Origin of the sequence: Streptomyces sp. NPDC048002, from assembly GCF_040653275.1 — a bacterium.
In the GTDB taxonomy this organism is placed as follows: Bacteria; Actinomycetota; Actinomycetes; order Streptomycetales; family Streptomycetaceae; genus Streptomyces.
In genome coordinates this window covers 11,301-33,840 of sequence record NZ_JBEZNL010000019.1, presented here as the reverse complement: position 1 = coordinate 33,840, position 22,540 = coordinate 11,301, and the positions used below count along the sequence as shown (strand labels likewise).

At 72.8% G+C, this 22,540-nt stretch carries 20 protein-coding genes; 13 read left to right on the top strand and 7 right to left on the bottom strand.

Going from position 1 to position 22,540, the window contains the following annotated elements:
• The first annotated feature begins 102 nt into the window (after window positions 1-102).
• From AB0E07_RS22950 to atzF, 4 genes are read left to right on the top strand one after another with little or no spacing between them, the layout of a single operon-like run.
• The gene (locus AB0E07_RS22950; protein WP_362255091.1) at window positions 103-864 is read left to right on the top strand and encodes an urea amidolyase associated protein UAAP1; all 762 of its coding nucleotides are present in this window, start codon (window positions 103-105) and stop codon (window positions 862-864) included.
• Complete coding sequence (locus AB0E07_RS22945) at window positions 861-1,508, top strand: urea amidolyase associated protein UAAP2 (RefSeq protein ID WP_362255088.1); 648 nt, start codon at window positions 861-863, stop codon at window positions 1,506-1,508. The genes AB0E07_RS22950 and AB0E07_RS22945 overlap by 4 nt, the downstream gene beginning before the upstream one ends.
• On the top strand, window positions 1,505-5,092 hold the full coding sequence (gene uca / locus AB0E07_RS22940; protein ID WP_362255084.1) for an urea carboxylase: 3,588 nt from the start codon (window positions 1,505-1,507) through the stop codon (window positions 5,090-5,092). The genes AB0E07_RS22945 and uca overlap by 4 nt, the downstream gene beginning before the upstream one ends.
• Window positions 5,089-6,759: an allophanate hydrolase gene (gene atzF, locus AB0E07_RS22935; protein ID WP_362255081.1), complete on the top strand. Its 1,671-nt coding sequence runs from the start codon at window positions 5,089-5,091 to the stop codon at window positions 6,757-6,759. Before uca ends, atzF begins: the two co-directional genes overlap by 4 nt.
• Here atzF and AB0E07_RS22930 read toward each other — a convergent pair.
• Window positions 6,689-7,741 carry a WYL domain-containing protein gene (locus AB0E07_RS22930; RefSeq protein ID WP_362255078.1) on the bottom strand — a complete coding sequence of 351 codons (1,053 nt, stop codon included), beginning with the start codon at window positions 7,739-7,741 and terminating at the stop codon, window positions 6,689-6,691. The two genes, atzF and AB0E07_RS22930, sit on opposite strands and share 71 nt — an antisense overlap.
• A gap of 99 nt (window positions 7,742-7,840) precedes the next feature.
• On the opposite strand from AB0E07_RS22930, the gene AB0E07_RS22925 reads away from it, so the two are divergent.
• Complete coding sequence (locus AB0E07_RS22925) at window positions 7,841-8,242, top strand: RidA family protein (RefSeq protein ID WP_362255075.1); 402 nt, start codon at window positions 7,841-7,843, stop codon at window positions 8,240-8,242.
• Between the two features lie 51 nt (window positions 8,243-8,293).
• Here the strand turns inward: AB0E07_RS22925 and AB0E07_RS22920 are convergent, their stop codons facing one another.
• Window positions 8,294-9,409, bottom strand: a complete 1,116-nt coding sequence (locus AB0E07_RS22920) for an ATP-binding protein (protein ID WP_362255072.1) — start codon at window positions 9,407-9,409, stop codon at window positions 8,294-8,296.
• A 651-nt stretch (window positions 9,410-10,060) separates the two neighbouring features.
• On the opposite strand from AB0E07_RS22920, the gene AB0E07_RS22915 reads away from it, so the two are divergent.
• From AB0E07_RS22915 to AB0E07_RS22895, 5 genes are all read left to right on the top strand, one after another.
• Entirely contained in the window at window positions 10,061-11,782 is a 1,722-nt protein-coding gene (locus AB0E07_RS22915) for an ATP-binding protein (protein WP_362255069.1), read from the top strand.
• 120 nt (window positions 11,783-11,902) lie between these two features.
• Window positions 11,903-12,322, top strand: a complete 420-nt coding sequence (locus AB0E07_RS22910) for a roadblock/LC7 domain-containing protein (protein WP_362255066.1) — start codon at window positions 11,903-11,905, stop codon at window positions 12,320-12,322.
• The gene (locus AB0E07_RS22905) at window positions 12,319-12,675 is read left to right on the top strand and encodes a DUF742 domain-containing protein (RefSeq protein WP_351928397.1); all 357 of its coding nucleotides are present in this window, start codon (window positions 12,319-12,321) and stop codon (window positions 12,673-12,675) included. The genes AB0E07_RS22910 and AB0E07_RS22905 overlap by 4 nt, the downstream gene beginning before the upstream one ends.
• Entirely contained in the window at window positions 12,656-13,273 is a 618-nt protein-coding gene (locus AB0E07_RS22900) for an ATP/GTP-binding protein (protein ID WP_362255063.1), read from the top strand. Before AB0E07_RS22905 ends, AB0E07_RS22900 begins: the two co-directional genes overlap by 20 nt.
• Complete coding sequence (locus AB0E07_RS22895; RefSeq protein ID WP_362255060.1) at window positions 13,270-14,535, top strand: cytochrome P450; 1,266 nt, start codon at window positions 13,270-13,272, stop codon at window positions 14,533-14,535. The genes AB0E07_RS22900 and AB0E07_RS22895 overlap by 4 nt, the downstream gene beginning before the upstream one ends.
• Window positions 14,536-14,596: 61 nt before the next feature.
• On the opposite strand, the gene AB0E07_RS22890 is transcribed toward AB0E07_RS22895, so the two are convergent.
• Window positions 14,597-15,823, bottom strand: coding sequence for a cytochrome P450 (locus AB0E07_RS22890; protein ID WP_362255057.1), 1,227 nt, complete (start codon window positions 15,821-15,823; stop codon window positions 14,597-14,599).
• Between the two features lie 58 nt (window positions 15,824-15,881).
• The gene (locus AB0E07_RS22885) at window positions 15,882-16,598 is read right to left on the bottom strand and encodes a 2-phosphosulfolactate phosphatase (protein ID WP_362255054.1); all 717 of its coding nucleotides are present in this window, start codon (window positions 16,596-16,598) and stop codon (window positions 15,882-15,884) included.
• Window positions 16,599-16,699: 101 nt separating this feature from the next.
• Here AB0E07_RS22885 and AB0E07_RS22880 point away from each other — a divergent pair, with 101 nt between their 5' ends.
• On the top strand, window positions 16,700-17,578 hold the full coding sequence (locus AB0E07_RS22880) for a GNAT family N-acetyltransferase (protein ID WP_362255051.1): 879 nt from the start codon (window positions 16,700-16,702) through the stop codon (window positions 17,576-17,578).
• Window positions 17,579-17,594: 16 nt separating this feature from the next.
• On the opposite strand, the gene AB0E07_RS22875 is transcribed toward AB0E07_RS22880, so the two are convergent.
• The 3 genes from AB0E07_RS22875 to AB0E07_RS22865 form a co-directional block, all read right to left on the bottom strand.
• Window positions 17,595-18,890 (bottom strand): CehA/McbA family metallohydrolase, encoded by a 1,296-nt coding sequence (locus AB0E07_RS22875; protein WP_362255049.1) that lies wholly within the window; start codon window positions 18,888-18,890, stop codon window positions 17,595-17,597.
• Between the two features lie 91 nt (window positions 18,891-18,981).
• Window positions 18,982-19,224, bottom strand: a complete 243-nt coding sequence (locus AB0E07_RS22870) for a hypothetical protein (protein WP_362255046.1) — start codon at window positions 19,222-19,224, stop codon at window positions 18,982-18,984.
• A gap of 94 nt (window positions 19,225-19,318) precedes the next feature.
• Window positions 19,319-19,738, bottom strand: coding sequence for a VOC family protein (locus AB0E07_RS22865; RefSeq protein ID WP_362255043.1), 420 nt, complete (start codon window positions 19,736-19,738; stop codon window positions 19,319-19,321).
• 213 nt (window positions 19,739-19,951) lie between these two features.
• On the opposite strand from AB0E07_RS22865, the gene AB0E07_RS22860 reads away from it, so the two are divergent.
• A complete protein-coding gene (locus AB0E07_RS22860; RefSeq protein WP_362255040.1) occupies window positions 19,952-20,620 on the top strand; it encodes a DUF4232 domain-containing protein in 669 nt (222 codons plus the stop codon).
• Between the two features lie 252 nt (window positions 20,621-20,872).
• Complete coding sequence (locus tag AB0E07_RS22855; RefSeq protein WP_362255037.1) at window positions 20,873-22,525, top strand: serine/threonine-protein kinase; 1,653 nt, start codon at window positions 20,873-20,875, stop codon at window positions 22,523-22,525.
• Window positions 22,526-22,540: the final 15 nt, after the last annotated feature.

Below are 22,540 nucleotides of genomic sequence, written 5' to 3'. Positions count from 1 at the left end.
CTCCGAGCCGGAGGTTGATCCGTGGCGGCTGCGTCAGCTACAGCGTCGGCCCAGGGTGCGCGCGACCACGCCCGCGCCCAGGACGGCACAACGTCCGACACCATGCCCGTGGTCCCGGCGAGCGCCTGGCCCACACCTCCCGAGGGCGTGGACGCCCGACTCCTGGTGTGGGCCGAGACCGTGGCGGGCGGCGGCTACACCCACTGCGTCCTCGCCCGCGGCACCGAACTCCGCCTGACCGACCCGACCGGCGACGCCTGCGCCCATGTCCTGCTGTACTGCGCGGACCGCCCGTGGGAACGGCTCAACACCGCCGACACCGTCAAGGTCCTGTGGAACGCCTACCTCGGCGAGGGGCACCTCCTCCTGTCCGACCAGGGCCGGGTCCTCGCCTCGCTCGTCCGCGACGACTCCGGGCGCCACGACGCCCTCACCGGCACCTCCACCCTCGTCCGCAACACCGCCCGCTACGGCGACGGCACCCCGCAGTCGGCCTCCCCGGCCGGCCGCGAACTGCTGAAGCTGGCCGCGCTGAAGAACGGCCTCGGCCCCCGGGACCTGCCGCCCTCGGTCTCCTTCTTCCAGGGCGTACGGGTCACCGCCGACGGCACCACCGAGTTCACCGGCTCCGCGGGCGCCGGCGCCTCCGTCACCCTGCGCGCCGAACAGACGCTGACCGTCCTGATCGCCAACGTGCCGCACCCGCTGGACCCACGCCCCGAGTACGTGTGCGGCCCGCTGGAAGTCCTCGCCCACCGGGCCCGCCCCACCGCTCCCGGCGACCCGCTCTGGGACGCCACCCCCGAAGGCCGCCGCGCCTTCCTCAACACCGCCGAGCACCTCACCGCCAGGGGGACCGCATGACCGCCGTCACCGCCACCACCGCGCGGGTCGTCTCGGACGACATCGTCCCCGCCCGCGCCGCCTGGTCCGCCGTGGTCCGCCGGGGCCAGCTGCTCACCGTCACCGACCTGCACGGCAACCAGGCCGCGGACTTCCTCGTCTACGACGCCCACGACACCTCCGTGCGCTACAGCGCCCCCGACACCCTCCAGGCGCAGGGGAACGTCTTCCTGACCACCGGCTCGGTCCTGATGTCCTGCGAGCACACCCCGCTGATGACGGTCGTCGAGGACACCTGCGGCCGCCACGACACCCTCGGCGGCGCCTGCTCCAAGGAGTCCAACACCCTGCGCTACGGGCACCACACCTGGTCGCAGCACGCCTGCGTGGAGAACTTCCTCGCCGAGGGCGCCCGGCACCGGCTCGGCAAACGCGATCTGGTCTCCAACATCAACTGGTACATGAACGTGCCAGTCGAGGCGGACGGCACCCTCGGCATCGTCGACGGCATCTCCGCCCCCGGCCTGAAGGTCGTCCTGCGCGCCGAGACCGACGTGCTCTGCCTGCTCTCCAACTGCCCCCAGATCAACAACCCCTGCAACGGGTTCGACCCGACCGCCCTGCGCATGACGATCACCGAGCCGGACGGGAGCCGAACCCGATGACGTTCGACACGCTGCTGATCGCCAACCGCGGCGAGATCGCCTCGCGGATCATCCGCACCGCCCGCCGGCTCGGCCTGCGCACCGTCGCGGTGTACTCCGACGCCGACCGGGGTGCCGACCACGTACGCCTCACCGACGAGGCCGTCCGGCTCGGCCCGGCGCCCGCCAAGGAGTCCTACCTCGACGCCGACCTGGTCCTGAGGGCCGCGAAGGACACCGGGGCGGGCGCCGTCCACCCCGGCTACGGATTCCTCTCCGAGGACGCCGGTTTCGCCCGCCGCTGCGCCGACGCGGGCCTGGTCTTCGTCGGCCCCACGCCCGAGCAGCTGGACCTGTTCGGCGCCAAGCACACCGCGCGCGCCGCCGCGCTGGCCGCCGGGGTGCCCCTCGCCCCGGGCACCGGACTGCTGCCCGACGTGACCGCGGCGCTGGCGGCGGCCGAGGAGGTCGGCTATCCGGTGATGCTCAAGGCGACCGGCGGGGGCGGCGGCATCGGCATGCAGGCCTGTCACGACGCCGCCGGCCTCGCCGACGCCTGGGAGCGGGTGCAGCGCGTGGCCGCCGCGTCGTTCTCCTCGGCCGGCGTCTTCCTGGAGCGGCTGGTGGAGTCGGCCCGCCATGTCGAGGTCCAGGTCTTCGGCGACGGCGAGGGCCGGGTGGTCACCTTCGGCGACCGCGACTGCTCGCTCCAGCGCCGCAACCAGAAGGTGCTGGAGGAGGCGCCCGCACCCGGCCTCCCCGACGCGATACGCCACCGACTCGCCTGCGCGGCGCGGGACTTGTGTGCCTCGGTCGCCTACCGCTCCGCCGGCACGGTCGAGTTCGTGTACGACGCCGCCCGCGAGGAGGCGTACTTCCTGGAGGTCAACACCCGCCTCCAGGTCGAACACCCGGTCACCGAGGCGATCTACGGCGTCGACCTGGTCGAGTGGATGCTGCGCCTCGCCCAGGGCGAGACCGAGATCGTCACCGAGCCGCCCGTCCCGAGCGGCCACGCCGTGGAGGCCCGCGTCTACGCCGAGGACCCCTCACGCGACCACCGCCCCAGCTCGGGACTGCTGACCCGCGTCGCCTTCCCCGAGGACGTCCGCGTCGACACCTGGGTCGAGACCGGCACCGAGGTCACCACCTCCTACGACCCGATGCTCGCCAAGGTCGTCGCCCACGGCAGGGACCGCGCCGACGCCCTGGACCGGCTGGACGCGGCACTCGCCGAGACCCGGCTGGACGGCATCGAGACCAACCTCGGCCTGGTGCGCGCCGCGCTCCGCGACCCGGCCGTGCGCCGCGCCGCCCACTGCACCGCCTCCCTCGCCACCCTCACCGACCCGACCCCGCGCATCGAGGTCGTCGCGCCCGGCACCCTGACCACCGTGCAGGACTGGCCGGGCCGCACCGGCCACTGGCAGGTCGGCGTCCCGCCCTGCGGGCCGATGGACGACCTGTCGTTCCGGCTGGGCAACACCGCGCTCGGCAACCCCGAGGGCGCGCCGGGGCTCGAATGCACCCTCCAGGGACCGTCCCTGCGCTTCACGCACCCGACGACGGTCTGTGTCACCGGCGCGCCCGCCACCGTGACGGTCGACGGTGCGACCGTCACGCAGTGGGAGCCGTTCACCGTCGCCGCCGGTCAGGTCCTGGCCGTCGCGGCGCCGGAGCGGCACGGCCTGCGGACGTACGTGCTCGTCGCCGGCGGCCTCGACGTCCCCGGCTTCCTCGGCAGCGCGGCCACCTTCACGCTCGGCCGGTTCGGCGGGCACGGAGGTCGCGCCCTGCGCGCCGGGGACGTCCTGCACGGCGGCGAGCGGCGCACCGGCACGTCGGTCGTACCGATCGGCCGCCGGCCTGCCTTCGGCGCGGAGTGGCACCTCGGCGCCGTCGAAGGCCCGCACGCCGCACCGGAGTTCTTCACCGAGGACGACATCCACGACTTCTACGCCGCCGCCTGGAAGGTGCACTTCAACTCGGCGCGCACCGGCGTCCGCCTGGTCGGCCCCCGCCCGCGCTGGGCGCGCTCCGACGGCGGCGAGGCGGGCCTGCACCCGTCGAACATCCACGACACCCCGTACTCGGTCGGCGCCGTCGACTACACCGGCGACATGCCCGTCCTGCTCGGACCGGACGGGCCCTCGCTCGGCGGCTTCGTCTGCCCGGCGACCGTGGTCAAGGGACAGCGCTGGAAGCTCGGCCAGCTCCGCCCCGGCGACACCGTCCGCTTCGTGCCCGTGACCGCCACGACCGCCGCCGCACTCCGGCGGGACCCGGCCGGCGCGCCCCGCGCCGACCGGGAGGGGATCGTCGACGGCGGGGTCCTCGCCCGGCTCGACGAGAGTGCGGGACGCCCCTCGGTCACGTACCGGCGCAGCGGTGACGACAACCTGCTGATCGAGTACGGGCCCATGCAGCTCGACCTGGCCCTGCGGATGCGGATCCACGCGCTCGCGGAGGCGCTGGCGGCACTGGGCCTCGACGGCATCACCGACCTGACGCCGGGCATCCGCTCCCTCCAGGTGCAGACGGACCCCGATGTCCTGCCGCAGGAGCGGCTGCTGGCCGTCGCCCGCCGGGTGGAGGAGCAACTGCCCGCCACCGACGAGCTGGTGGTGCCGAGCCGGACCGTGCACCTGCCGCTCTCCTGGGACGACCCGGCGACCCGGGAGGCCATCGCCCGCTACATGGCGGGCGTGCGGGACGACGCGCCCTGGTGCCCGTGGAACATCGAGTTCATCCGCCGGGTCAACGGCCTGGACACGGTGGACGAGGTGTACCGGACCGTGTTCGACGCCGAGTACCTCGTCCTGGGCCTGGGCGACGTGTACCTCGGCGCCCCGGTGGCCACCCCGCTGGATCCCCGGCACCGGCTGGTCACCACCAAGTACAACCCGGCCCGCACCTGGACCGCGGAGAACTCCGTCGGCATCGGCGGCGCCTACCTGTGCGTCTACGGCATGGAGGGGCCCGGCGGCTACCAGTTCGTGGGCCGCACCACCCAGGTGTGGTCGGGCTGGCAGCAGCGGGGCGCGTTCGAGCCCGGCAGGCCGTGGCTGCTGCGCTTCTTCGACCGGATCCGCTGGTACCCGGTCGAGGCGGACGAACTCCTGCGGCTGCGCGCGGACATCGTCTCCGGGCGGTTCGTGCCGAGGATCGAGGAGGGCACCTTCTCGCTCGCCGAGTACCGGCGCTTCCTCGACGACAACGCCGGGGCGATCGCGGAGTTCCGGGCCCGGCAGGGGACCGCGTTCGGCGCGGAGCGCGACGCCTGGGAGGCGGCCGGGGAGTTCGCCCGCGCCGAGGCCGTCGAGGTGGTCGCCCCGCCGGTCGTGGACGTCGAGGTTCCCGAGGGCGGGCAGCTGGTGGAGGCCGAGTTCACGGCCTCCGTCTGGCAGGTCAACGTCGAGAAGGGTGACCGGGTGTCGGCGGGTCAGCAGTTGCTCGCCCTGGAGGCGATGAAGATGGAGTCCCGGGTTCCGGCCCCCGCCGACGGCGTCGTCGCGGCGGTCCTCACCCAGCCGGGCAGCCAGGTCGAGGCGGGTACCGCGCTCGTCGTCCTCGCGCCCGCCGAGCCCTTGGAGGCGACGGTATGAGCAGCGCCGTGGCACGGGTGCGTGCCGCCCACGACCGCATCGAACAGGTGGACCGGCCCGAGGTGTGGATCTCGCTGCGTCCGCGGGCCGAGGCGGAGGCGGAGGCCGCCGAGGTCGACGCGAAGGTGGCGGCCGGCGCCCGGCTGCCGCTGGCCGGCACGGTCGTCGCGGTCAAGGGCAACATCGACGTGGCCGGGCTGGCGACCACCGCGGGCTGTCCCGGGTACGCCTACCCGCCGGAGGCCGACGCGCCCGCCGTGGCCCGGCTGCGGGCGGCCGGCGCGGTCGTCCTCGGCTCCACCAACCTCGACCAGTTCGCCACCGGCCTGGTCGGCACCCGCAGCCCCTACGGGGCCGTCCGCAACGCCGTCGACCCCGACCGGATCTCCGGCGGCTCCTCGTCCGGCTCGGCGGTCGCCGTGGCGCTCGGCATCGCCGACCTCGCGCTCGGAACGGACACGGCGGGCTCGGGCCGGGTCCCGGCCGCGTTCAACGGCATCGTCGGCATCAAACCGACCATCGGGCTGGTGCCGACCGAGGGCGTGGTCCCCGCCTGCGCCTCCCTCGACTGTGTCACGGTGTTCGCCCGGACCCTGCCGGAGGCGGAACGGGCGCTGGGCCTCATCGCGGATCCGGTGCACTCGGCGACGCCCGCTCGCCGTCCGGGCCCCTGGCGGATCGCCGTGCCCGACGCGGACGCGCTCGGCCCGCTCGACCCGGGCTGGGCGCAGGCGTTCGACGCGGCGGCCCGGCGGCTCGCCGACGCGGGCGCGGAGTTGCTCCCCGTCGACCTCGCCCCCTTCACGGAGGCGGCCGCCATGCTCTATGACGGCGCGTTCGTCGCCGAGCGCTACGCGGCCGTCGGCGCCTTCGTCGACGCGCACGCCGGCTCACCCGGCCTGGACCCGACCGTCGCCGGGATCATCTCCCGGGCCCGCGACATCCCGGCCCACCGTCTCTTCACCGACCAACGGCACCTCGCCGCCCTGCGCGCCCGCGCCCTGGCCTCGCTCGGCGACGCGGACGCCCTGCTCCTGCCGACGACTCCGGGACACCCGACCCTCGCCGAGGTCGCCGCCGACCCACTGGGCGCCAACGCCCGGCTGGGCCGCTTCACCAACTCAACCAACCTCTTCGACCTCGCGGCGGTCGCCGTACCGGCCGGCCCGGTGGACGGCCTGCCGTTCGGCGTGATGCTCATCGGCGCCGCCCACACCGACGACCGCCTGGCCCGTATCGCCGGGCTGCTCACCACTCCGCAGCTCCCACTGGCGGTCGTCGGCGCGCACCTCACCGGCCGGCCGCTCAACCACCAGCTCCTGGCCCTGGGCGCCCGTCTGGAGTCCTCCACCACCACGGCGTCCGAGTACCGGCTGTACGCCCTGGAAACCGTCCCGCCCAAGCCCGGCCTGGTCCGCGCCACCGAGGGCGGCGCCGCGATCGAGGCCGAGGTGTGGCGCCTGCCCGCCGAGGGCCTGGGCACGCTCCTGGCGGGCCTGCCCCGCCCGATGACCCTGGGCACGGTCGAACTCGCCGACGGCACCCTCGTGACGGGCTTCCTGTGCGAGCCCGAGGCGGTGCGCGGGGCGCGCGAGATCACGTCGTACGGGGGATGGCGGGCGTATCTGGACTCGGTGGGCGAGGAGCCGTCCCGGGACCCGGCGTGACCCAGGTCCCCGGCGGGGGCGCGTAGCGGGCAACCAACTCCGCTGCCCTGTGAAGGAGTTGGTCCCGCAGCCACCCCGGGGCCAGTACCACCGCGTCCGCGCCGAGGTTCCACAGGGCCCAGTCGGCGTGTCTCGCGTCCTGAAAGGTCACTCGCAGCCGCAGGCGGCCGTCCGGTTCGGTCTCCTCTGCGCGTACGGTCAGCGCGGTGCCCGCCAGCTCCGCTCGACGGGACGCGTCGATCCGTACCAGCACGGTGACTTGGTCGCCGCTGCTCCGGAACTGCGTGCTGCGCCGGCGCCAGGCACGCTCCAGGTCGACCCGCTCCGGTCGCCGGGCCGGTTCGTCGAGTTCCTCGGCGGCCCGGATCCGGGACAGCCGGTAGGTACGGTCCGCGCCGGACCGGGTGGCCAGCAGATACCCCTGGCCGCGTACCGTGACCAGCCCGATCGGGTCCACCGTCCGCCACTTCGGGGGCTGGTCCACCGCCGCGTAGTGGATGCGCAGCCTGTGGCCCGCGAAGACCGCGCGCCGCACCTCCGCCACCGCGGAGTCGGGTATCTCGTCGGCATCGAGCCGGCGCGCGAGGAGGTCGGTCTCCGGGTCGACGAGCAGCCGCCGGGCCGCGCCGGCGGCGGTGGCCCGGTAGCTGTCGGGCAGGGCGTCGACCACCTTGCGCATGGCCGAGGCGAGCGCCGAGCCGAGTCCGAAGACCTGCGCGCCGCGCCGTGATCCGGCGACCAGCAGGGCGAGTGCCTCGTCGTGGTTGAGTCCGGTGAGTTCGGTTCCGAAGCCGGGGAGCAGGGCGAAGCCGCCGTTGCGGCCGCGTTCGGCGTAGACGGGGACGCCTGCCGCGGACAGGGCCTCGATGTCACGCAGCACCGTGCGGGTGGACACCTCCAGCTCGCGGGCGAGCGCGGTCGCCGAGAGCCGACCGTGCTGCCGCAGCAGGAGGACCAGCGAGACCAGCCGATCGGCGCGCATGCGGGAACTCTAACCAGATACCTGACAGAGGGTGTCATGTATGCGCTGCGAGGCTTCACACCACTGAACAGGCCCGTCGCACACGAGAGGTGACCTCGCATGGCACACGCCCTTGTCAATCCGGACGGTCTGCACGACCCGGTCCCGTTCGGCTACAGCCACACCGTCTCCGTCCCCGTGGACAGGGAACTGGTGCTGGTCTCGGGGCAGTACGGATCGGGTCCGGACGGCGCCGTGGTGTCCGCGGACTTCGCCGAGCAGGTGAGGCGGGCGTTCCACAACGTCGGTGTCGCGCTCGCCGCCCACGGGCTCGATCTCGGTCACGTCGTCCAGCTCAGGACGTACGTGGTGGACCACGACGTCAGCAAGCTCGGGCCGATCGCGGGGGCGGTGCGGGAGCTCTGGGGGGAGAAGCCGCCGACGCAGACGCTCATCGGGGTCGCGAGCCTCGCCACGCCGGAGGTGCTGTTCGAGGTCGAGGCGGTCGCCGCGCGGCCGTGACGGCGGACGGTGTTCGTGGGCGGGCCTTGGGGCCCGCCCACGAACAGGCCCTCACAGCAGTCGGTCGATGAGGTCCGCCGCCCGCTCCGGATGGTCCGTCAGCCATCGCACGAGGTGTTCCCGGACGGCCTGTTCGACGCGGTCGCGCACGTTCGGGTCGCCCAGTACGCCACGGGTCGCGCCTTCGAACACCGGACCGTCCAGCTTCACCGACACCACCGCCGTCAGGCCGACGCCGATCCGTTCCACGCCGGACTCGCCGAGTCCCGGCAGCCGGTGTTCGCGCGCATACGCCGTCAGCGCGGCGGCCACCCCCGCGCGGAAGCCCTCCAGGTGGGTGCCGCCGATGGTGGGCCAACTGTTGGCGAAGCCCCGGATGCGCTCGTAGAGGGAGCCGGACCATTGGTAGGCGATCTCCAACTCACCTGCCATGCAAGGGACTTCGCACTCCAATGCGATCAGGCCCGTGAGGGTGGGATCCGCGGTGCCGGCGTCGAGGAAGTCGACGAGGTCCCGCACACCGCCCGGGAACCTGAACCGCTCCGACCGCGCCTCGTCGGGACCGCGTGCGTCGGTGAGTGAGATCTCCAGTCCGCGGTTGAGGAAGGCAAGATCCCGGAACCGCTCCACCAGCGCCTCGAACGAGCACTCGGTGGTGTCGAAGATGTCGGGGTCGGGCCAGAAGGTGATGACGGTCCCGCTACCGTCCGCCGAACCCGTCTCGGCGAACGGGGTGACGGCGACTCCGCGGGCGTACCCCCGGACCCGGCGGACGCCCTCGCGCCGCACCTCGACCGTCGTACGGCACGAGAGCGCGTTGACCACGGCGGGCCCCAAGCCGCAGAAGCCGAGGGGCACTTCATGACGCCCGACCCAGGGCGCTCCGCCCCCGAACCGGGTCAACAGGTCGTCGAGCCCGGCATCCCCGATGCCCGGACCGTCGTCGGCGACACGGACGCCGCCGTCCGGCATGAGTGTGATGTCGACGGAGCGGGCCCGGCCCGCGAGAACCTCGTTCACGGCCCGGTCGGCGACCTCGAACACCAGGTGCCGCACACCCCGTTCCCCGGTCGAGCCCACATACATCCCCGGCCGTTTCCGCACGGCCTCCACCCCGTCCAGCACCTCGATGTGGCTGGCGTCGTACCTGGTCGATTCCTCGGTCACGATGTCCCCTCCGACCGTTTCCCGCACCGGGTGCCAGGCTAGAGGAGATGAAGGAAAACCGCAGGTCGGGGACGCTCCGCCGAGCGCGTGGACGGGCTCGTGAGCGACCGCCCGGACCCGGTCGGCCGGGAGGGTGCCCCTCGCCGCCGGAGAGCGGCCAGGGGCGGGAGGAAGCCGCGTACGGCATGACTGCCGCCGACGCCCGGGGCACGACTTCGACGCTCGGCCGGACCTCGCCCTCCCCGGCTCCGCCCAGGGCCGATTCGCCAGAACTGTGCGATTCACGCGCATCACCGACCGGCGATATGCGACCACAGTTGGCTGAAAATGTTCGTTCCGTCGGCGGTAACCGGAGCGTCCAATACGGCAAAGCGACCGTCTCCGCGCCGTCACACCCGCCGCTCCCCCACCAGGAACGCGCTGGACACTCAGGGCGCCTCTACCACACCCGCCCGCCGAGGTGACCCTTTCCCGACGAAGTGAACTGGCTTGCGTGCAGGAGTCATTGGCCGGGTTCCGGCGCGCGGCGCGGTGACTAGCATGAGCGGCGTGCTTGATCCGTACGGGTGGAGTTCGCCCCGGCATTGCGGATCGCCGACGACGCCCGCGCGTCACCACAGCCCCTGTTCTCGAGGACCGAGGGACCACGGAATGTCAGTGCCTGCTCGCCCCCGCCAGCGCCGAAGCGCTTCGGGGGCGCGGTCCTCGCCGGCCGTACTCACCGCCGCCCTTCTGGTCACCGCCGCCGGCGCCGGGGTCGTCACCGGCCTCGCTCCGTCCGGGGCCCGCACCTGGGTGGCCGGCACGGCGGCGGCCGGCTGGGTCTGTGTCGCCGTACTCGTCGTCCTCACCCGGTCCCTGCTGCGCGGCGCCCGCCAGGAGAGCGAGGCTCGGGGCGGTGAACTGGAGGCGACCCGGAGCGGCTGGCGGCAGCAGAGCGCCGAGACCTCCCAGCTCGTCAACGTGGCCCTGCCGGGCATCGTCCAGCAGGTCAAGGGCGGTGCCCGCGCCGAGGAGGCGCTGACCCGGGTCGCGCCGCCCGCCGACCCGCAACTGCGCCAGGTGCTGGAGGTCTTCGCGGGCGAACTGGCCGAGGCGACCCGGCGCGCCGCCCAGGCGGAGTCCGACCTCCAGGGAATGCGGGCCGGCCTCGCCCAGGGCACCGCGGAACTGCGGCGGCTGACCGCCGAGATCCTCCCGTCCGCCGTGGCCCTGCTGCGCCAGGGCAGTTCGGCCGACACCGTCCTCACCAAGTTCGAGTGGCCCAAGAGCCCGTCCCTGCGCGACCCGGCCGAGTGGTTCGTCCGCGAACTCGCCTACAGCGAGCGCCGTTCCGCGGCCGCCCAGGCCGCCTCGGCCAAGGCGCTCAGCCGGGTCCAGGCCAAGACCGTCAGCATGCTCGCCGATCTGCGCGACATGCAGGACCGGCACGGCGACGCGGTCTTCGGCGACCTGCTGCGTCTGGACCACAGCACCTCGCAGCTCGGCCTGATGACCGACCGGCTGGCGCTGCTCATGGGCGGCCGCTCCAGCCGGGTCTGGAACAAGCCGATCGTCATGGAGAGCATCCTGCGCGGCTCGGTCGGCCGTATCGCCGCCTACCGGCGGGTGCGGCTGCACAACTCCAGCAAGGCCGCGATCTCCGGGTACGCAGCCGAGGGCGTGATGCACCTGCTGGCCGAACTCATGGACAACGCCGCGAACTTCTCGCCGCCGATCGACGAGGTCCACGTGTATGTGGAGGAGCGCAGCGCCGGGCTCGTCGTGACCATCGAGGACAGCGGCCTGAAGATGTCCGACGCGGCCATGCGGCGGGCGGAGGACGCGGTCTCGGGCAAGGCCACCGACCTGGCCTCGCTCCAGGGCACCCGGCTCGGCCTGGCTGTCGTGGGCGGTCTCGCCGCCAAGTACGGCATGAGCGTCAACTACCGGCCCTCGTCCCGGGGCGGCACCGGCGTCGTCGTGCTGCTCCCTCCGCAGCTCGTGGCGCAGCAGCGGGAGCCCGTGGTGCCCGAGCGGGTCCGACGCACCGAGGAGGTGGCCGCCGTGTCGGCCGACCGCGCGAAGGACTCGACTCCGGCCCGTACCGGCCCGCCGGCCGCCCAGGACGGGGTTCCCGCCCCGCGCACCGCCGCGGCTCCCGCCCGTGGCGGCGCCACTCCGGGCGGACTCCCCGTCCGGGCCCCCGGCCGCACCATGGCGGAGGCCGAGCGCGACCGGCGACCGGCCGCCAAGGCACCGGAACCGGAGCAGGGCGGCCCCGCACGGGACGCAGGCAGCCGCTTCGGCGCCTTCCACCGCGGCCGGCAGAGCGGTGGTGCCATCGGCGCCGCCGACGGTGACGCCCCGCAGCAGGACCCGTCCGAGGACTGAGACCCGTAATCCCGCGCGGCGGTCCGCACCGTCCGCCCCTCACCGCACCGATCGCCACACCTCGCCTGAATGGAGGTACGGGTCGGGTGACCCCCAACCGGTCGCCCGGCCCCACCCAGCATGGAGACCACTGACACGAGCCTCACCTGGCTCCTGACGAACCTCCTCGAGCGCACCCCCGGCACGCGCCACGCCCTCGTCCTCTCGCGGGACGGGCTGAAACTGTGCTGGACCGAACACATGACCCTGGACCAGGCCGACCAGCTGGCCGCCATCTGCTCCGGCATCCAGGCCCTGTCCCAGGGCGCCTCGGTCGAGTTCGGCGACGGGTCGGGCGGTGTACGGCACTCCATGACCGAGTTCCACGGGGGGCTGCTGTTCATCGTGGAGGCGGGCGAGGGCGCGCATCTCGCCGTCGTCGCGCAGGAGAGCGCCGACCCGGGCGTCGTCGGCCATCAGATGACCGAGCTGGTCGAGCAGATCGGCGAACACCTGCGGGCCGAGCCGCGCACGCCCCTCGGCCGGGGTGCCTCCACATGATCCGCAGGCCCGTGGACATCGGCGACCCGGACCGCCTGTACATGGTCACGGGCGGGCGCAGCGAGGCCGACGACGCCTTCGACCTCGTGACCCTGATCGTCAGCGAGAGCGAGCCCTCCGCCGGGATGCAGTCGGAGCACGTCCGGATCCTCGAACTGTGCCGGCACCCCACGGCGCTGGTGGAGGTCTCGGCCGAGCTGAAGATGCCCGTCACCGTCGTACGGATCCTGCTCGGCGACCTCCATGCCATGGGCAAGATCAGCGCCCGTCACCCCCGCGCGGCCGCGTCCGTCGCGGGCCTCCCCGAAACCGCTCTGCTCCAGGAGGTGCTAAGTGGGCTCCGTAACCTCTGAGCTGCCCTCCCAGCGCACGCCGCTGGCCGATGCCGCCGAGACCGGTCTGAAGATCGTCGTCGTGGGCGGTTTCGGGGTCGGCAAGACCACGCTGGTGCGCTCCGTCAGCGAGATCCGGCCGCTCAACACCGAAGAGGTGATGACGCAGGCCGGTCAGGGCGTCGACGAGACGGAGGGCGTGGACCAGAAGTCCACCACGACCGTCGCCTTCGACTTCGGGCGGATCAGCCTCAACCAGCGGATGGTGCTCTACCTGTTCGGCGCGCCCGGCCAGGAGCGGTTCTGGTTCCTGTGGGACCGCCTCTTCTCCGGCACGCTCGGCGCGGTCGTCCTCGTCGACACCCGCCGGATGGAGGACTCCTGGTACGCGATCGACCGTCTGGAGCACCACCGGACGCCGTTCGTGGTGGCCGTCAACCGCTTCGACGGCGACGAGAACCAGTTCTCGCTCGAAGAGATACGGCAGGCGCTCGCCCTGGGTGAGCACATCCCCATGGTCGACTGCGACGCACGCCTGCGGTCGTCGGGCAAGGAGGTCCTCATCGCGCTCGTGGACCACCTGTACGCATTGGCACTGTCCAAGGAGCAGACACCGTGAGCGACACCTCCGGCCCGCCGTCCGCGGCCACTCCGCCGCCGGGCTGTCCCGCGCACTCCTCCGCCGTGCCGCTCGGCGGTCTGGAGTACCAGCAGTCGCCCTCGCAGCTGTACCGGTCGCTGCGCCGGGAGCACGGCGCGGTGGCGCCGGTGCTGCTGGACAACGACATTCCCGCCTGGCTCGTCCTCGGCTACCCCGAGGTCTCCTTCGTGACCAGCCATGACGAGCTGTTCGCGCGGGACTCCCGGCGCTGGAACCAGTGGCCGAACATCCCGGCCGACTGGCCGCTGATGCCGTTCGTCGGGTACCAGCCGTCGGTGCTGTTCACCGAGGGCGAGGAACACCGGCGCCGGGCGGGTGTGATCACGCAGGCGCTGGAGGGCGTCGACCAGTTCGAGCTGGCCCGCGAGTGCGAGCTGATCGCCGAGCAGTTGATCGCCGCCTTCTCTGGCAGCGGCCAGGCGGAGCTGATGAGTTCCTACGCCCACGCGCTGCCGGCCCGCGCGGTGCTGTGGATGTGCGGGATGGTCCAGGGCAGCGCCGACACCGAGCAGCTCGTGGACGACCTGCGCATCTCGCTCGACGCGGGTAAGGGCGACGACCCGGTGGCGGCGTACGGCCGGGTGGGCGCGCGGATCCTGCAACTGGTGAAGGAGAAGCGGGAGCAGCCCGGTCCCGACGTCACCTCGCGGATGCTGCTGGACCCGGCCGGGCTGACCGACGAGGAGATCGTCCAGGACCTGATCTCCGTCATCGCCGCGGCGCAGCAGCCGACCGCCAACTGGATCTGCAACACGCTGCGTCTGCTGCTGACCGACGAGCGCTTCGCGGTCAATGTCTCGGGCGGCCGGGTCAGCGTCGGGGACGCGCTGAACGAGGTGCTGTGGCTGGACACGCCGACGCAGAACTTCATCGGCCGGTGGGCGGTGCGGGACACCCAGTTGGGCGGCCGTCTCATCCGTGAGGGCGACTGTCTGGTGCTCGGTCTGGCGGCCGCCAACACCGATCCGCAGATCTGGCCGGAGTCCCATGTCGGAGCGGAGAACTCGGCGCATCTGTCCTTCAGCAACGGCGAGCACCGCTGCCCCTACCCGGCGCCGCTCCTCGCGGACGTGATGGCGCGCACCGCGGTGGAGACGCTCCTGGAGTACCTGCCCGACCTCGTGCTGAGCGTCGAGCCGGAGGAACTGACCTGGCGTCCGTCGATCTGGATGCGCGGACTGAACTCGCTGCCGGTGCAGTTCACCCCGGGCTCGCGCTGATCGCTTCCGTCGCGGGCCGGGTACGAGGGACCCCGGCCCGCGACGGAAGCGCACCCGACCGTCAGACGGCGGCCGGGGTGAAGCGCACCGGCAGGGACTGCGGGCCGCGGGTGAACACGCCCTGCTCGACCGGGTCGAAGCCGTCGGCCAGACGCAGGTCGGGCATGGCGTCCAGGAGTTGGTTGATCCCGACCTCCACCTCGGCCTTGGCGAGCAGCGCGCCGACGCAGAAGTGCCGGCCCAGGGCGAAGGCCAGGTGGTCGGCGGCGGCGGAGAACGCCGACGTGGTGCTGAGGTCGTCGCGGAAGATGTCGAAGCGGTCGGGCTCGCTGTAGCGCCGCTCGTCCCGGTTCGCGGAACCGATGAGGCAGGTCACCGTCGCGCCGGCCGGGATGACTCCGCCGCTGACCTCCACCTCGGTCGCCGACTGCCGCATGATCATGTGGACCGGCGGGGTGTACCGCAGGGTCTCGGCGAACGCCGCCGGTATCAGGCTCCGGTCGGCCCGGACCGCCTCCAACTGCTCGGGGTTCATCAGCAGGTTGGCCAGGATGCTGGCGATGGCCTTGTCGGTGGTCTCGCCGCCGGCGGCGAGCAGCAGGCTGCAGAACGCCTTGATGTCCTCGTCGCTCATGCGCACGCCGTCGACCTCGGCGGCGCACAGCGTCGACAGCAGGTCGTCGCCGAGTTTCTCGCGGCGTTCCCGGATGATCGGGATCATGTACTCGGCGAACTCCACCCGGGTCCGCTCGCCGGCCGCGGTCACCTCGGCGTCGCCGGAGAGGTTGCCGAGGAAGGCGATGACGGCCGTGTACCAGCCGTGGAAGCGGGCGTGGTCGGCCTTGTCCAGACCGAGCATGTCGGCGATGACATTGACCGGAAATCGGGTTGCGTAGTCGCTGACGATGTCCGCGGCGCCGGTGCCGCGGAAGGCGTCGATCAGTTCCCGCGAGTTGCGCTCGATGACCGGGAGGAAGTGGTCCTGGAGGTCGCTGCCCCGGAAGGCGGGCGCGACCAGGGCCCGGCGCACAGCGTGCTCACGCCCGCTGAGCTGGAGGATGGTCTTGCCGTGCACCGGCTCCAGCTGCCAGTTGTAGTTGTCGGTGGTGAATTCGGACTTCTTGTCCTTGAAGACCCGTTCGACGTCCTCGTAGCGGGAGAGGATGTAACTCTGCATGGCCTCGTGCCAGATCAGAGGCTCGTTCTCCCGCATCGCCGCGTAGATCGGGTAGGGATCTGCGGCGAACTGGGGCGACAGGATGTCGGGGAGCTGCTGAGCAGCGGACACGGCACTCCTCGGGGTAGGTGCTTGCGCTCGTCAACCAGATTAATGATCTTTCCTTGGCTCAAACAGGCCAGTCCTGGCCGAAGTTGAGCTGATCCGGTCGTGAGACCGCACGCGGCCGCAGGACCGTGCGGGAGTCCTCCTGAGCGGCCACCATGGCGAAGGGGAAGCGGTCGAGTTCGAGGCAGAGCGCCACGTCGTCCGGGTGCGCCCCCGCGCGCAGCCCTTCCCGCAGTTCCGCGGCGGCGCGCGAGGTGTCGGCGCGCCTGAGGAACTCCGCGGCGTCCCCCTCGTGCCCGGCGGCCCGTTGGGCGATGTACTGGGCGCACGCCAGGTCCTCCTCGGCGCGCCCGTCCTCCCCGGTGACCACGAAGGTGACTCCGTCGCCTCCCACTTGGCGGAGCACGGCGGCTGTTGCCTCCGCCACCACGAATCCGGCGCACAGCACCAGCGACGCGTCCCGCACCGCGAGGGCGCCGACGGTGCCCGCCGTGGTCTTCTGCACGACGGTGCGTCCGGCGAGTTCGGCGGAGCGCATCAGGCCGGGTGAGTTGACGGCGTCGAACCCGGGCGCGGGCGGGCCGTCCTTGAGGGCCACCCACTCCGGGTGACGGTCCTTCAGTGCGAGGGCCTCCTCAAGCGACCCGGCGAGAACAATCCTCTCCGCTCCCCGGGCGAAGGCCCAGGCGGCCACGGTGTAGGCCCGCATGACGTCGATCACGACGGCCACGGAGGGGACTTCGTCCAGTTCCCGGATACCGAGGAAGCGTGCGTCCATGACGCTCATGATCACGCGCAACCGCGTCCGCACACCACCGAATTGAGGCGGCCTCATCCACTCGCCCCCACCGAGCCCGGGCATCCGCGATCATGGGAGACATGCGCTCCGACGACTGGCACCTCACCGACGACGTCGACGAATTCCTCGCCGGGGCGGGTGATTTCCTGCGCTCGCGGCCCGCCCTGCACAACACCCCGCTGACGGAGACGGAGAAGATGCGCGTGAGCGGGACGGACGCGCCCGCCGCCCTGTTCGGGCGGCTGGAGACGGAGGGTGAGGTGCGCGCGGCCTTCTACCGCACCCCGCGCGGGTACATCCATGTCACCCCGCTTCCGGCCCCGCGCATGGGCGCACTCGCCGATCGCCTGGTCTCCGTCGGCCTCTCCCCCGCGGGTGTCGTCGCGGAGCACGCCACCGCCGCCGCGTTCGCCGAAGCCTGGCAGCGGCGCACCGGAACCGTGCCGGTGCCGTTCTGGGCGACCCACCTCTACCGCCTCGGCGCCCTCAACCCGCCCCTGCCCGGCCCGGAGGGGAGCGGGCGCGGTACGGAGCCCGCGGACCGCGAGCACGTCGTGCGCTGGTGCCGAGAGTTCTGTGTCGAGGTCGGGGAGCAGCACTCCATCGACCTGATCGACGCCGGCTCCTGGTCCGAGTCCCGTTTCGGCGACCGGCACTTCACCTTCTGGCGGGCCGCGGACGGCAGCCCCGTCTCGATGGCGGCCGGCACCTCTCCCGTCGGCGGGGTGATCCGGATCGACCCCGTCTACACCCCGGCCTCCCTCCGCGGCCGGGGGTACGCGGGTGCCGTGACGGCGGCGGTGAGCCGGGCGTCGCTCGCGGCGGGGGCGACGGACGTGGTCCTGTACGCGGACCCGGCCAACGCCACGAGCAACGCCCTGTACCAGCGCCTCGGCTTCGTCCGCCTGGCCGACTTCGCCGGGTACCGGTTCCCCGATCCCCGGGAGGAGGCCGGCTGACGGAGCCCCCGCCCGGTCAGCCCCGGAGCCACCACGGGCTGCTGTAGGCGACACCCCAGTCGTTGCAGGCATGTCCGGCGGGGCCCGGCGAGGCGTTGACCTGGGTGGGGTCGGAGACGCGCAGGACCACCCAGTCGCCGTCGGCGGTGTTCATCGGGACGGTGAACTCGGTGACCCGGCCGGCGGTGGTGGGGATGACGTCGACGACCGTCGGGGCGCTGCTGCCGGGGCGCAGCACCTGGATGTTCAGGGTCCTGCCGACCCAGTCGGCACCGCGGTCGAGATCGACGGCGAACCTGACGTCACCGGCCGTGAGGGGCAGCTCGCCGCCCATCCGCACGCCGTTCGCGGTGGCGTCCAGGCGTAGCCCGGAGACACGGGTGGCGAAGAACCGCCGGGCGCGCATGGCGGCCAGGACACCGGCCCGGGTGTTCTCGGTGACCCACAGTCCGCTGCGCCCCTTGCCCTCGGGGTAGCCCCAGTCGGTGCCGTGCTCGTCGGTGACTCCGGTGAGGCCGGTGCGCCAGCCGGCGTTCAGACAGGCGACCAGCGGCGAGGACATCCCGGAGGACCAGCCCTCGAAGAGGTAGTCGTCCCCCCGGTTGAACATCTCCAGGCTCACCATGCGGTCGTGGACGGCGGAGTTGTGGGCGAAGTCGTTGAATCGGCCTCTCTCCCGGCCGGGGTGGTTGAAGCCGGCGATGGCGTCCTTGTCGTCGAGCCAGTTGAAGTACGCGCCCATACTGGGTGCCAGCGACATGTCGACATAGCTGTCGGAGAACCACACATTGGAGTGGCCGAGCAGCGCGTGGGTCCATTCGAAGCCGCGGATGGCGGTGTAGACGCCGGGGACGTTGGCGGCGTCGGCCAGTTCGGCGGTGCGCCTCCACTCGGAGGAGCTGAGGCCGCCGATGGTGAACACACCGCTGTGATCGGTGAGCGCGGCGACGTCGAGCCCGGCGCTGCGCATCGAGGCGAAGGCAAGGGCGGGGTCGCCGTCGCCGTCCGACATGCTGGTGTGGTTGTGCAGGTCGGCATGGACGAGGGTGGTGCCGGTGGTGATCAGCGAGGTGCGCGAGGCCCCTCCGGCGGCGAGGGCGGCGACCCCACGGGCGGCCGCGGTGCCGGTGGTGTCGGCCTGCGCGGTACCGGGCGCGGCGGCCATGAACAGCATGCCGCCGGCCGCCGCGCCGAGCAGCGACCGCCGGCTGGGACCCCCCTCGCCCACTGCGTAGCCACCGCCGCGCGGGCGGTCGTGACGGTGTCCGTGGTGGGGGTCATGACTGTGGTGGTGATCTCTGTGGTCTCCCATGCGGGCATCAGACCGCCTTGGCAGGAACATGGCCACAACGTGGGTGCTCCGGACTGGTGAACGTTCGGTGCAGTCGTGTCGGGCGGGTCCGCTACGACTCCGAACGCCGTCCCAGGACGCTGTGCTCCACCACTCCCCCCGGAGCGTCACTCAGACCGGTGGCCCGGGCGGTCAGGTCCCGCAGCCCGGCCCGGAGATCATCGGCCGGCTCGCCGAGGACGATCGTGCTGATGACGAGTTCCAGCATCAGACGGTCGTACTCGTCGCTCGTCCGGCGATAGGTCCCGTCGCCCTCCACCACGGCGGAGACGATCCTCCTCCCGCCGCCGGGCACCTCGGCGAAGGTCGCCTCGTAGACACCGCGGCCCGTCCAGGGGCATCGAGGAGGGCGGACGCCGTCAGCCGGAAGGGCACCTGCCCGGCCGACGTCAGTCCGATGTCGGCGCCTCGGTCGCGACGAGTTCCACCTCGAAGCCGTCCTCGTTCTCCAGGTAGGCGGCGTAGTGCTGCCGGCCGCCTGCGTACGGGTGCGTCTCGGGGAACATGAGCCGCCAGCCGTGTCCGGTGGCCTCCCCGGCCAGCTTCTCGACCGTCGCGGCGTCCTCGACATGGAAGGCGAGGTGGTTCAGTCCCGGGCGGCGGCGGTCGTACCGCCGGGCGGTCAGCGCCGGGGACTCCTCGACGACCAGATAGGTCGGCCCGAGCTTCCAGCTGCGGCCGCCGTCCCAGCTCTGGTGGAGGGTGTGGCCCAGGGCCAGGAGCAGCCAGCCGATCGAGGTCTCGGCCCGCCCCAGGTCGGGCACCCACAGCTCGACGTGGTGCAGGGTGCCGTGCGCCGGCCGGGTCATACGGCTCCGCCCTCACCGCTCGCAGCGACCACCGTCGAACCGCCTTCCGCCACGCCCTGTCGATCTTCCGAGCAGCATAGGCCGCCCCGGCGCTCGTTGTCGCAGTGTCACAGACCTGTCCGCAAACGGCTCTCGCCCGGTCCGAGCAGGCGAAATCCACGGCCCCGTGCGGCACGATCACCGGGACGTTCCGACTCCTCGGGGGAGACTCCCATGGCCTACGCAACCACCACCCGCCGTACCACCGCCGTCCTGGCCGCGCTCTCGCTCGGCATCCTGGCGCTGACCGCGTGCGACGGCGACACCGGCCAGGACACGGCCGCTCCGAGCGCGACGGCGAGCCCCTCCGCCGGCTCGGACGGCGAGGGCGGCTCCGCGAGACCCTCGGCCTCCGCCCCCGGTGACGGCGGCGAGGACTCCTCGGACGGTGGCGCGGCCACCGCGTCCCCGTCGCAGGCCGGAGCCGACGACGACCAGGACGGCGGCGTGGGCATGTGCGAGACGACCGACCTGAGCTACACGGTCACCGTCGCCTCCAAGCCCGTCAACCACGCCCTGCTGACCGCGGCGAACAGCGGCACCGACCCCTGCCTGCTGCCCGCCAACGACCTGGTGATCACGTTCCCCGGGCTCGACGGCGCCGCCGAGCACATGGGCCCCACCGGCGAGGACTGGCTGCTGAACCCCGGGGAGAAGGCCTACGCCGGGATCCTGTCCTCCCGCGCCGACACGGCGGGCGGCAAGAGCGCCGCCCAGGCGGAGATCGCGCTGAGCGCGGCCGAGTCCCCCTCGACGGTGACCATCACCGGCGGCCCCGTCACGGTCAACGACACCGCCGTCACCAGCTTCTTCGGCACCGCCGAGGACGCCCTCACCTACTGATACCGGTCCGCCCTGTCCTGATACCGGTCCGCCCTACCGGGAGGGCGGCATCCTGACGACCGCGCCGCCTGCCCCTCCTTGAACGCGTTCCGCGCCTGCCCCGACCCGGACGGGCGTCGCGCGTCGGGTCACGGTCGGGGTACACCTCGGCGATCGCTCTGGTCCCGCAACCGCGGTGGCCGAAAATGTGTCTCTGAACGCGTGGCGCGGTCGCCGTGGAGCGCATGGGGGCTCCGGCGCTTGGGGGATGCGATGAGCACATGGGAAGTGCCCGGATACACCGAGTCGTTCGAACTCGGCTCCGGAGCGAGTGGGCGGGTCGTCCTCGCCGTTCATGAGGAGACCGGGGTTCCGGTCGCGGTGAAGTACCTCAGCGAGTCACTGCTCACCCGGCCCGGCTTCGTGTACGACTTCCGGGCCGAGGCCCGGCTGCTCGGCGGCCTGGAGAGCCCGTACGTCACCGATCTCTACGAGTACGTGGAGAGCCCGCACGGTGCCGCCATCGTGATGGAGCTGGTGGACGGGGTGTCCCTGCGGACGCTGCTGGGCCGCAGCGGCCCCCTGGACCCCGAGTCCGCGCTGGTGCTCCTCAAGGGCTCCCTGCTCGGGCTGGCCGACGCCCATCGCGTCGGTGTCGTCCACCGCGACTACAAGCCGGAGAACGTCCTCGTCGTACCGGACGGTTCGTCCAAGCTCGTCGACTTCGGCATCGCGGTCGACTCCGGCACCACCGCCGGTGTCGCCGGCACGCCGTCCTACATGTCGCCCGAGCAGTGGACGGGGGCGCCCGCCTCGCCCGCCGCCGATGTGTACGCGGCCACCGCGACCTTCTTCGAGTGCCTGACGGGGCACAAGCCGTACACGGGCGACAACTTCGCCGAGCTGGCGTTGCAGCACGTGGAGGCGCCCATCCCCGTCGCCGAGGCGCCCGAGGCGGTGCGTGAACTCGTGCGGCGCGGTCTGGCCAAGGACCCGGAGGAGCGGCCCGCCGAAGCGGCGGAGTTCGTGCTCGAACTGGAGGCGGTCGCGGACGCCGCCTTCGGGCGGGGCTGGGAGGAGCGCGGCCGGGGCAGGCTCGCCGCGTTCGTGGCGCTGCTCCCGCTGCTGCTCCCCTCGTCCCGCGCCGAGGCCCGTACCACCACGGACGCCGCGCGCACGGTCCTGCCCCAGGGACCGGGTCCGGTCCCGGCGCGGTCGTGGCGGCCGGGGCGGCCCGGGGTACTGGTGTCGCTCGCGGCCGTGGTCCTGGCCGCGCTCCTCACCTACGGTGTCCCGCTCGACGCGGGTGCCGCCGCGCAGGAGTCGGCGCAGGCGCTGGCCACGACCGGCCCCCAGCCGGACACGGGGCCGGACGGCACGGGCTCACCGGCCCCCTCGGGCTCGCCGTCCGCCTCGTCCGCCGTCTCGGGGAGCCCCTCGTCCTCCCCGAGCGAGTCACCCTCTGCCTCGGCGGCCACGGACTCCGCCGACCCGTCCGCCTCGGCCACCCCGCCGACGGGTGGGGAGACCACGACGCCGCCCGGCGGTTCACCCACGGTGGACCCGCCGACCACCACCCCTCCCCCGTCACCGGCCGCGCCCGCCGTCAAGGACGTCGCCGTCTCTGCCTTCAGCCAGACCGGGCCCACGACCGCCTCCGCCGGCGTCACCGTCGTCACGGACGGCACGGGGCCGATCACCATCACCGTCTCGTGGTTCACGAGCGACCTCGGCGGACAGCTCGGCTCTCCCGACGGCGCGTCGCAGACCTTCACCCGCAGCGGCGCCACCCAGTACTCGCTCAGCGTCGACCACACCTTCCAGAACTCCGGCTGCTACTGGGCGGTTCAGGCCACCACCTCCCCGGGCTCCGCCGACGGAGGCGCCTCCCAGCAGCTCCTCACCAGAAGGTGCGACATCCGTTGACTTCCTCCCCCTCCC

Coding starts and splice junctions, on each gene's coding strand:
- AB0E07_RS22950 (WP_362255091.1), top strand. CDS start 103: ATGCCCGTGGTCCCGGCGAGCGCCTGGCCCACACCTCCCGAGGGCGTG.
- AB0E07_RS22945 (WP_362255088.1), top strand. CDS start 861: ATGACCGCCGTCACCGCCACCACCGCGCGGGTCGTCTCGGACGACATC.
- uca (WP_362255084.1), top strand. CDS start 1,505: ATGACGTTCGACACGCTGCTGATCGCCAACCGCGGCGAGATCGCCTCG.
- atzF (WP_362255081.1), top strand. CDS start 5,089: ATGAGCAGCGCCGTGGCACGGGTGCGTGCCGCCCACGACCGCATCGAA.
- AB0E07_RS22930 (WP_362255078.1), bottom strand. CDS start 7,741: ATGCGCGCCGATCGGCTGGTCTCGCTGGTCCTCCTGCTGCGGCAGCAC.
- AB0E07_RS22925 (WP_362255075.1), top strand. CDS start 7,841: ATGGCACACGCCCTTGTCAATCCGGACGGTCTGCACGACCCGGTCCCG.
- AB0E07_RS22915 (WP_362255069.1), top strand. CDS start 10,061: ATGTCAGTGCCTGCTCGCCCCCGCCAGCGCCGAAGCGCTTCGGGGGCG.
- AB0E07_RS22910 (WP_362255066.1), top strand. CDS start 11,903: ATGGAGACCACTGACACGAGCCTCACCTGGCTCCTGACGAACCTCCTC.
- AB0E07_RS22905 (WP_351928397.1), top strand. CDS start 12,319: ATGATCCGCAGGCCCGTGGACATCGGCGACCCGGACCGCCTGTACATG.
- AB0E07_RS22885 (WP_362255054.1), bottom strand. CDS start 16,598: ATGGACGCACGCTTCCTCGGTATCCGGGAACTGGACGAAGTCCCCTCC.
- AB0E07_RS22880 (WP_362255051.1), top strand. CDS start 16,700: ATGCGCTCCGACGACTGGCACCTCACCGACGACGTCGACGAATTCCTC.
- AB0E07_RS22875 (WP_362255049.1), bottom strand. CDS start 18,890: ATGGGAGACCACAGAGATCACCACCACAGTCATGACCCCCACCACGGA.
- AB0E07_RS22865 (WP_362255043.1), bottom strand. CDS start 19,738: ATGACCCGGCCGGCGCACGGCACCCTGCACCACGTCGAGCTGTGGGTG.
- AB0E07_RS22860 (WP_362255040.1), top strand. CDS start 19,952: ATGGCCTACGCAACCACCACCCGCCGTACCACCGCCGTCCTGGCCGCG.
- AB0E07_RS22855 (WP_362255037.1), top strand. CDS start 20,873: ATGAGCACATGGGAAGTGCCCGGATACACCGAGTCGTTCGAACTCGGC.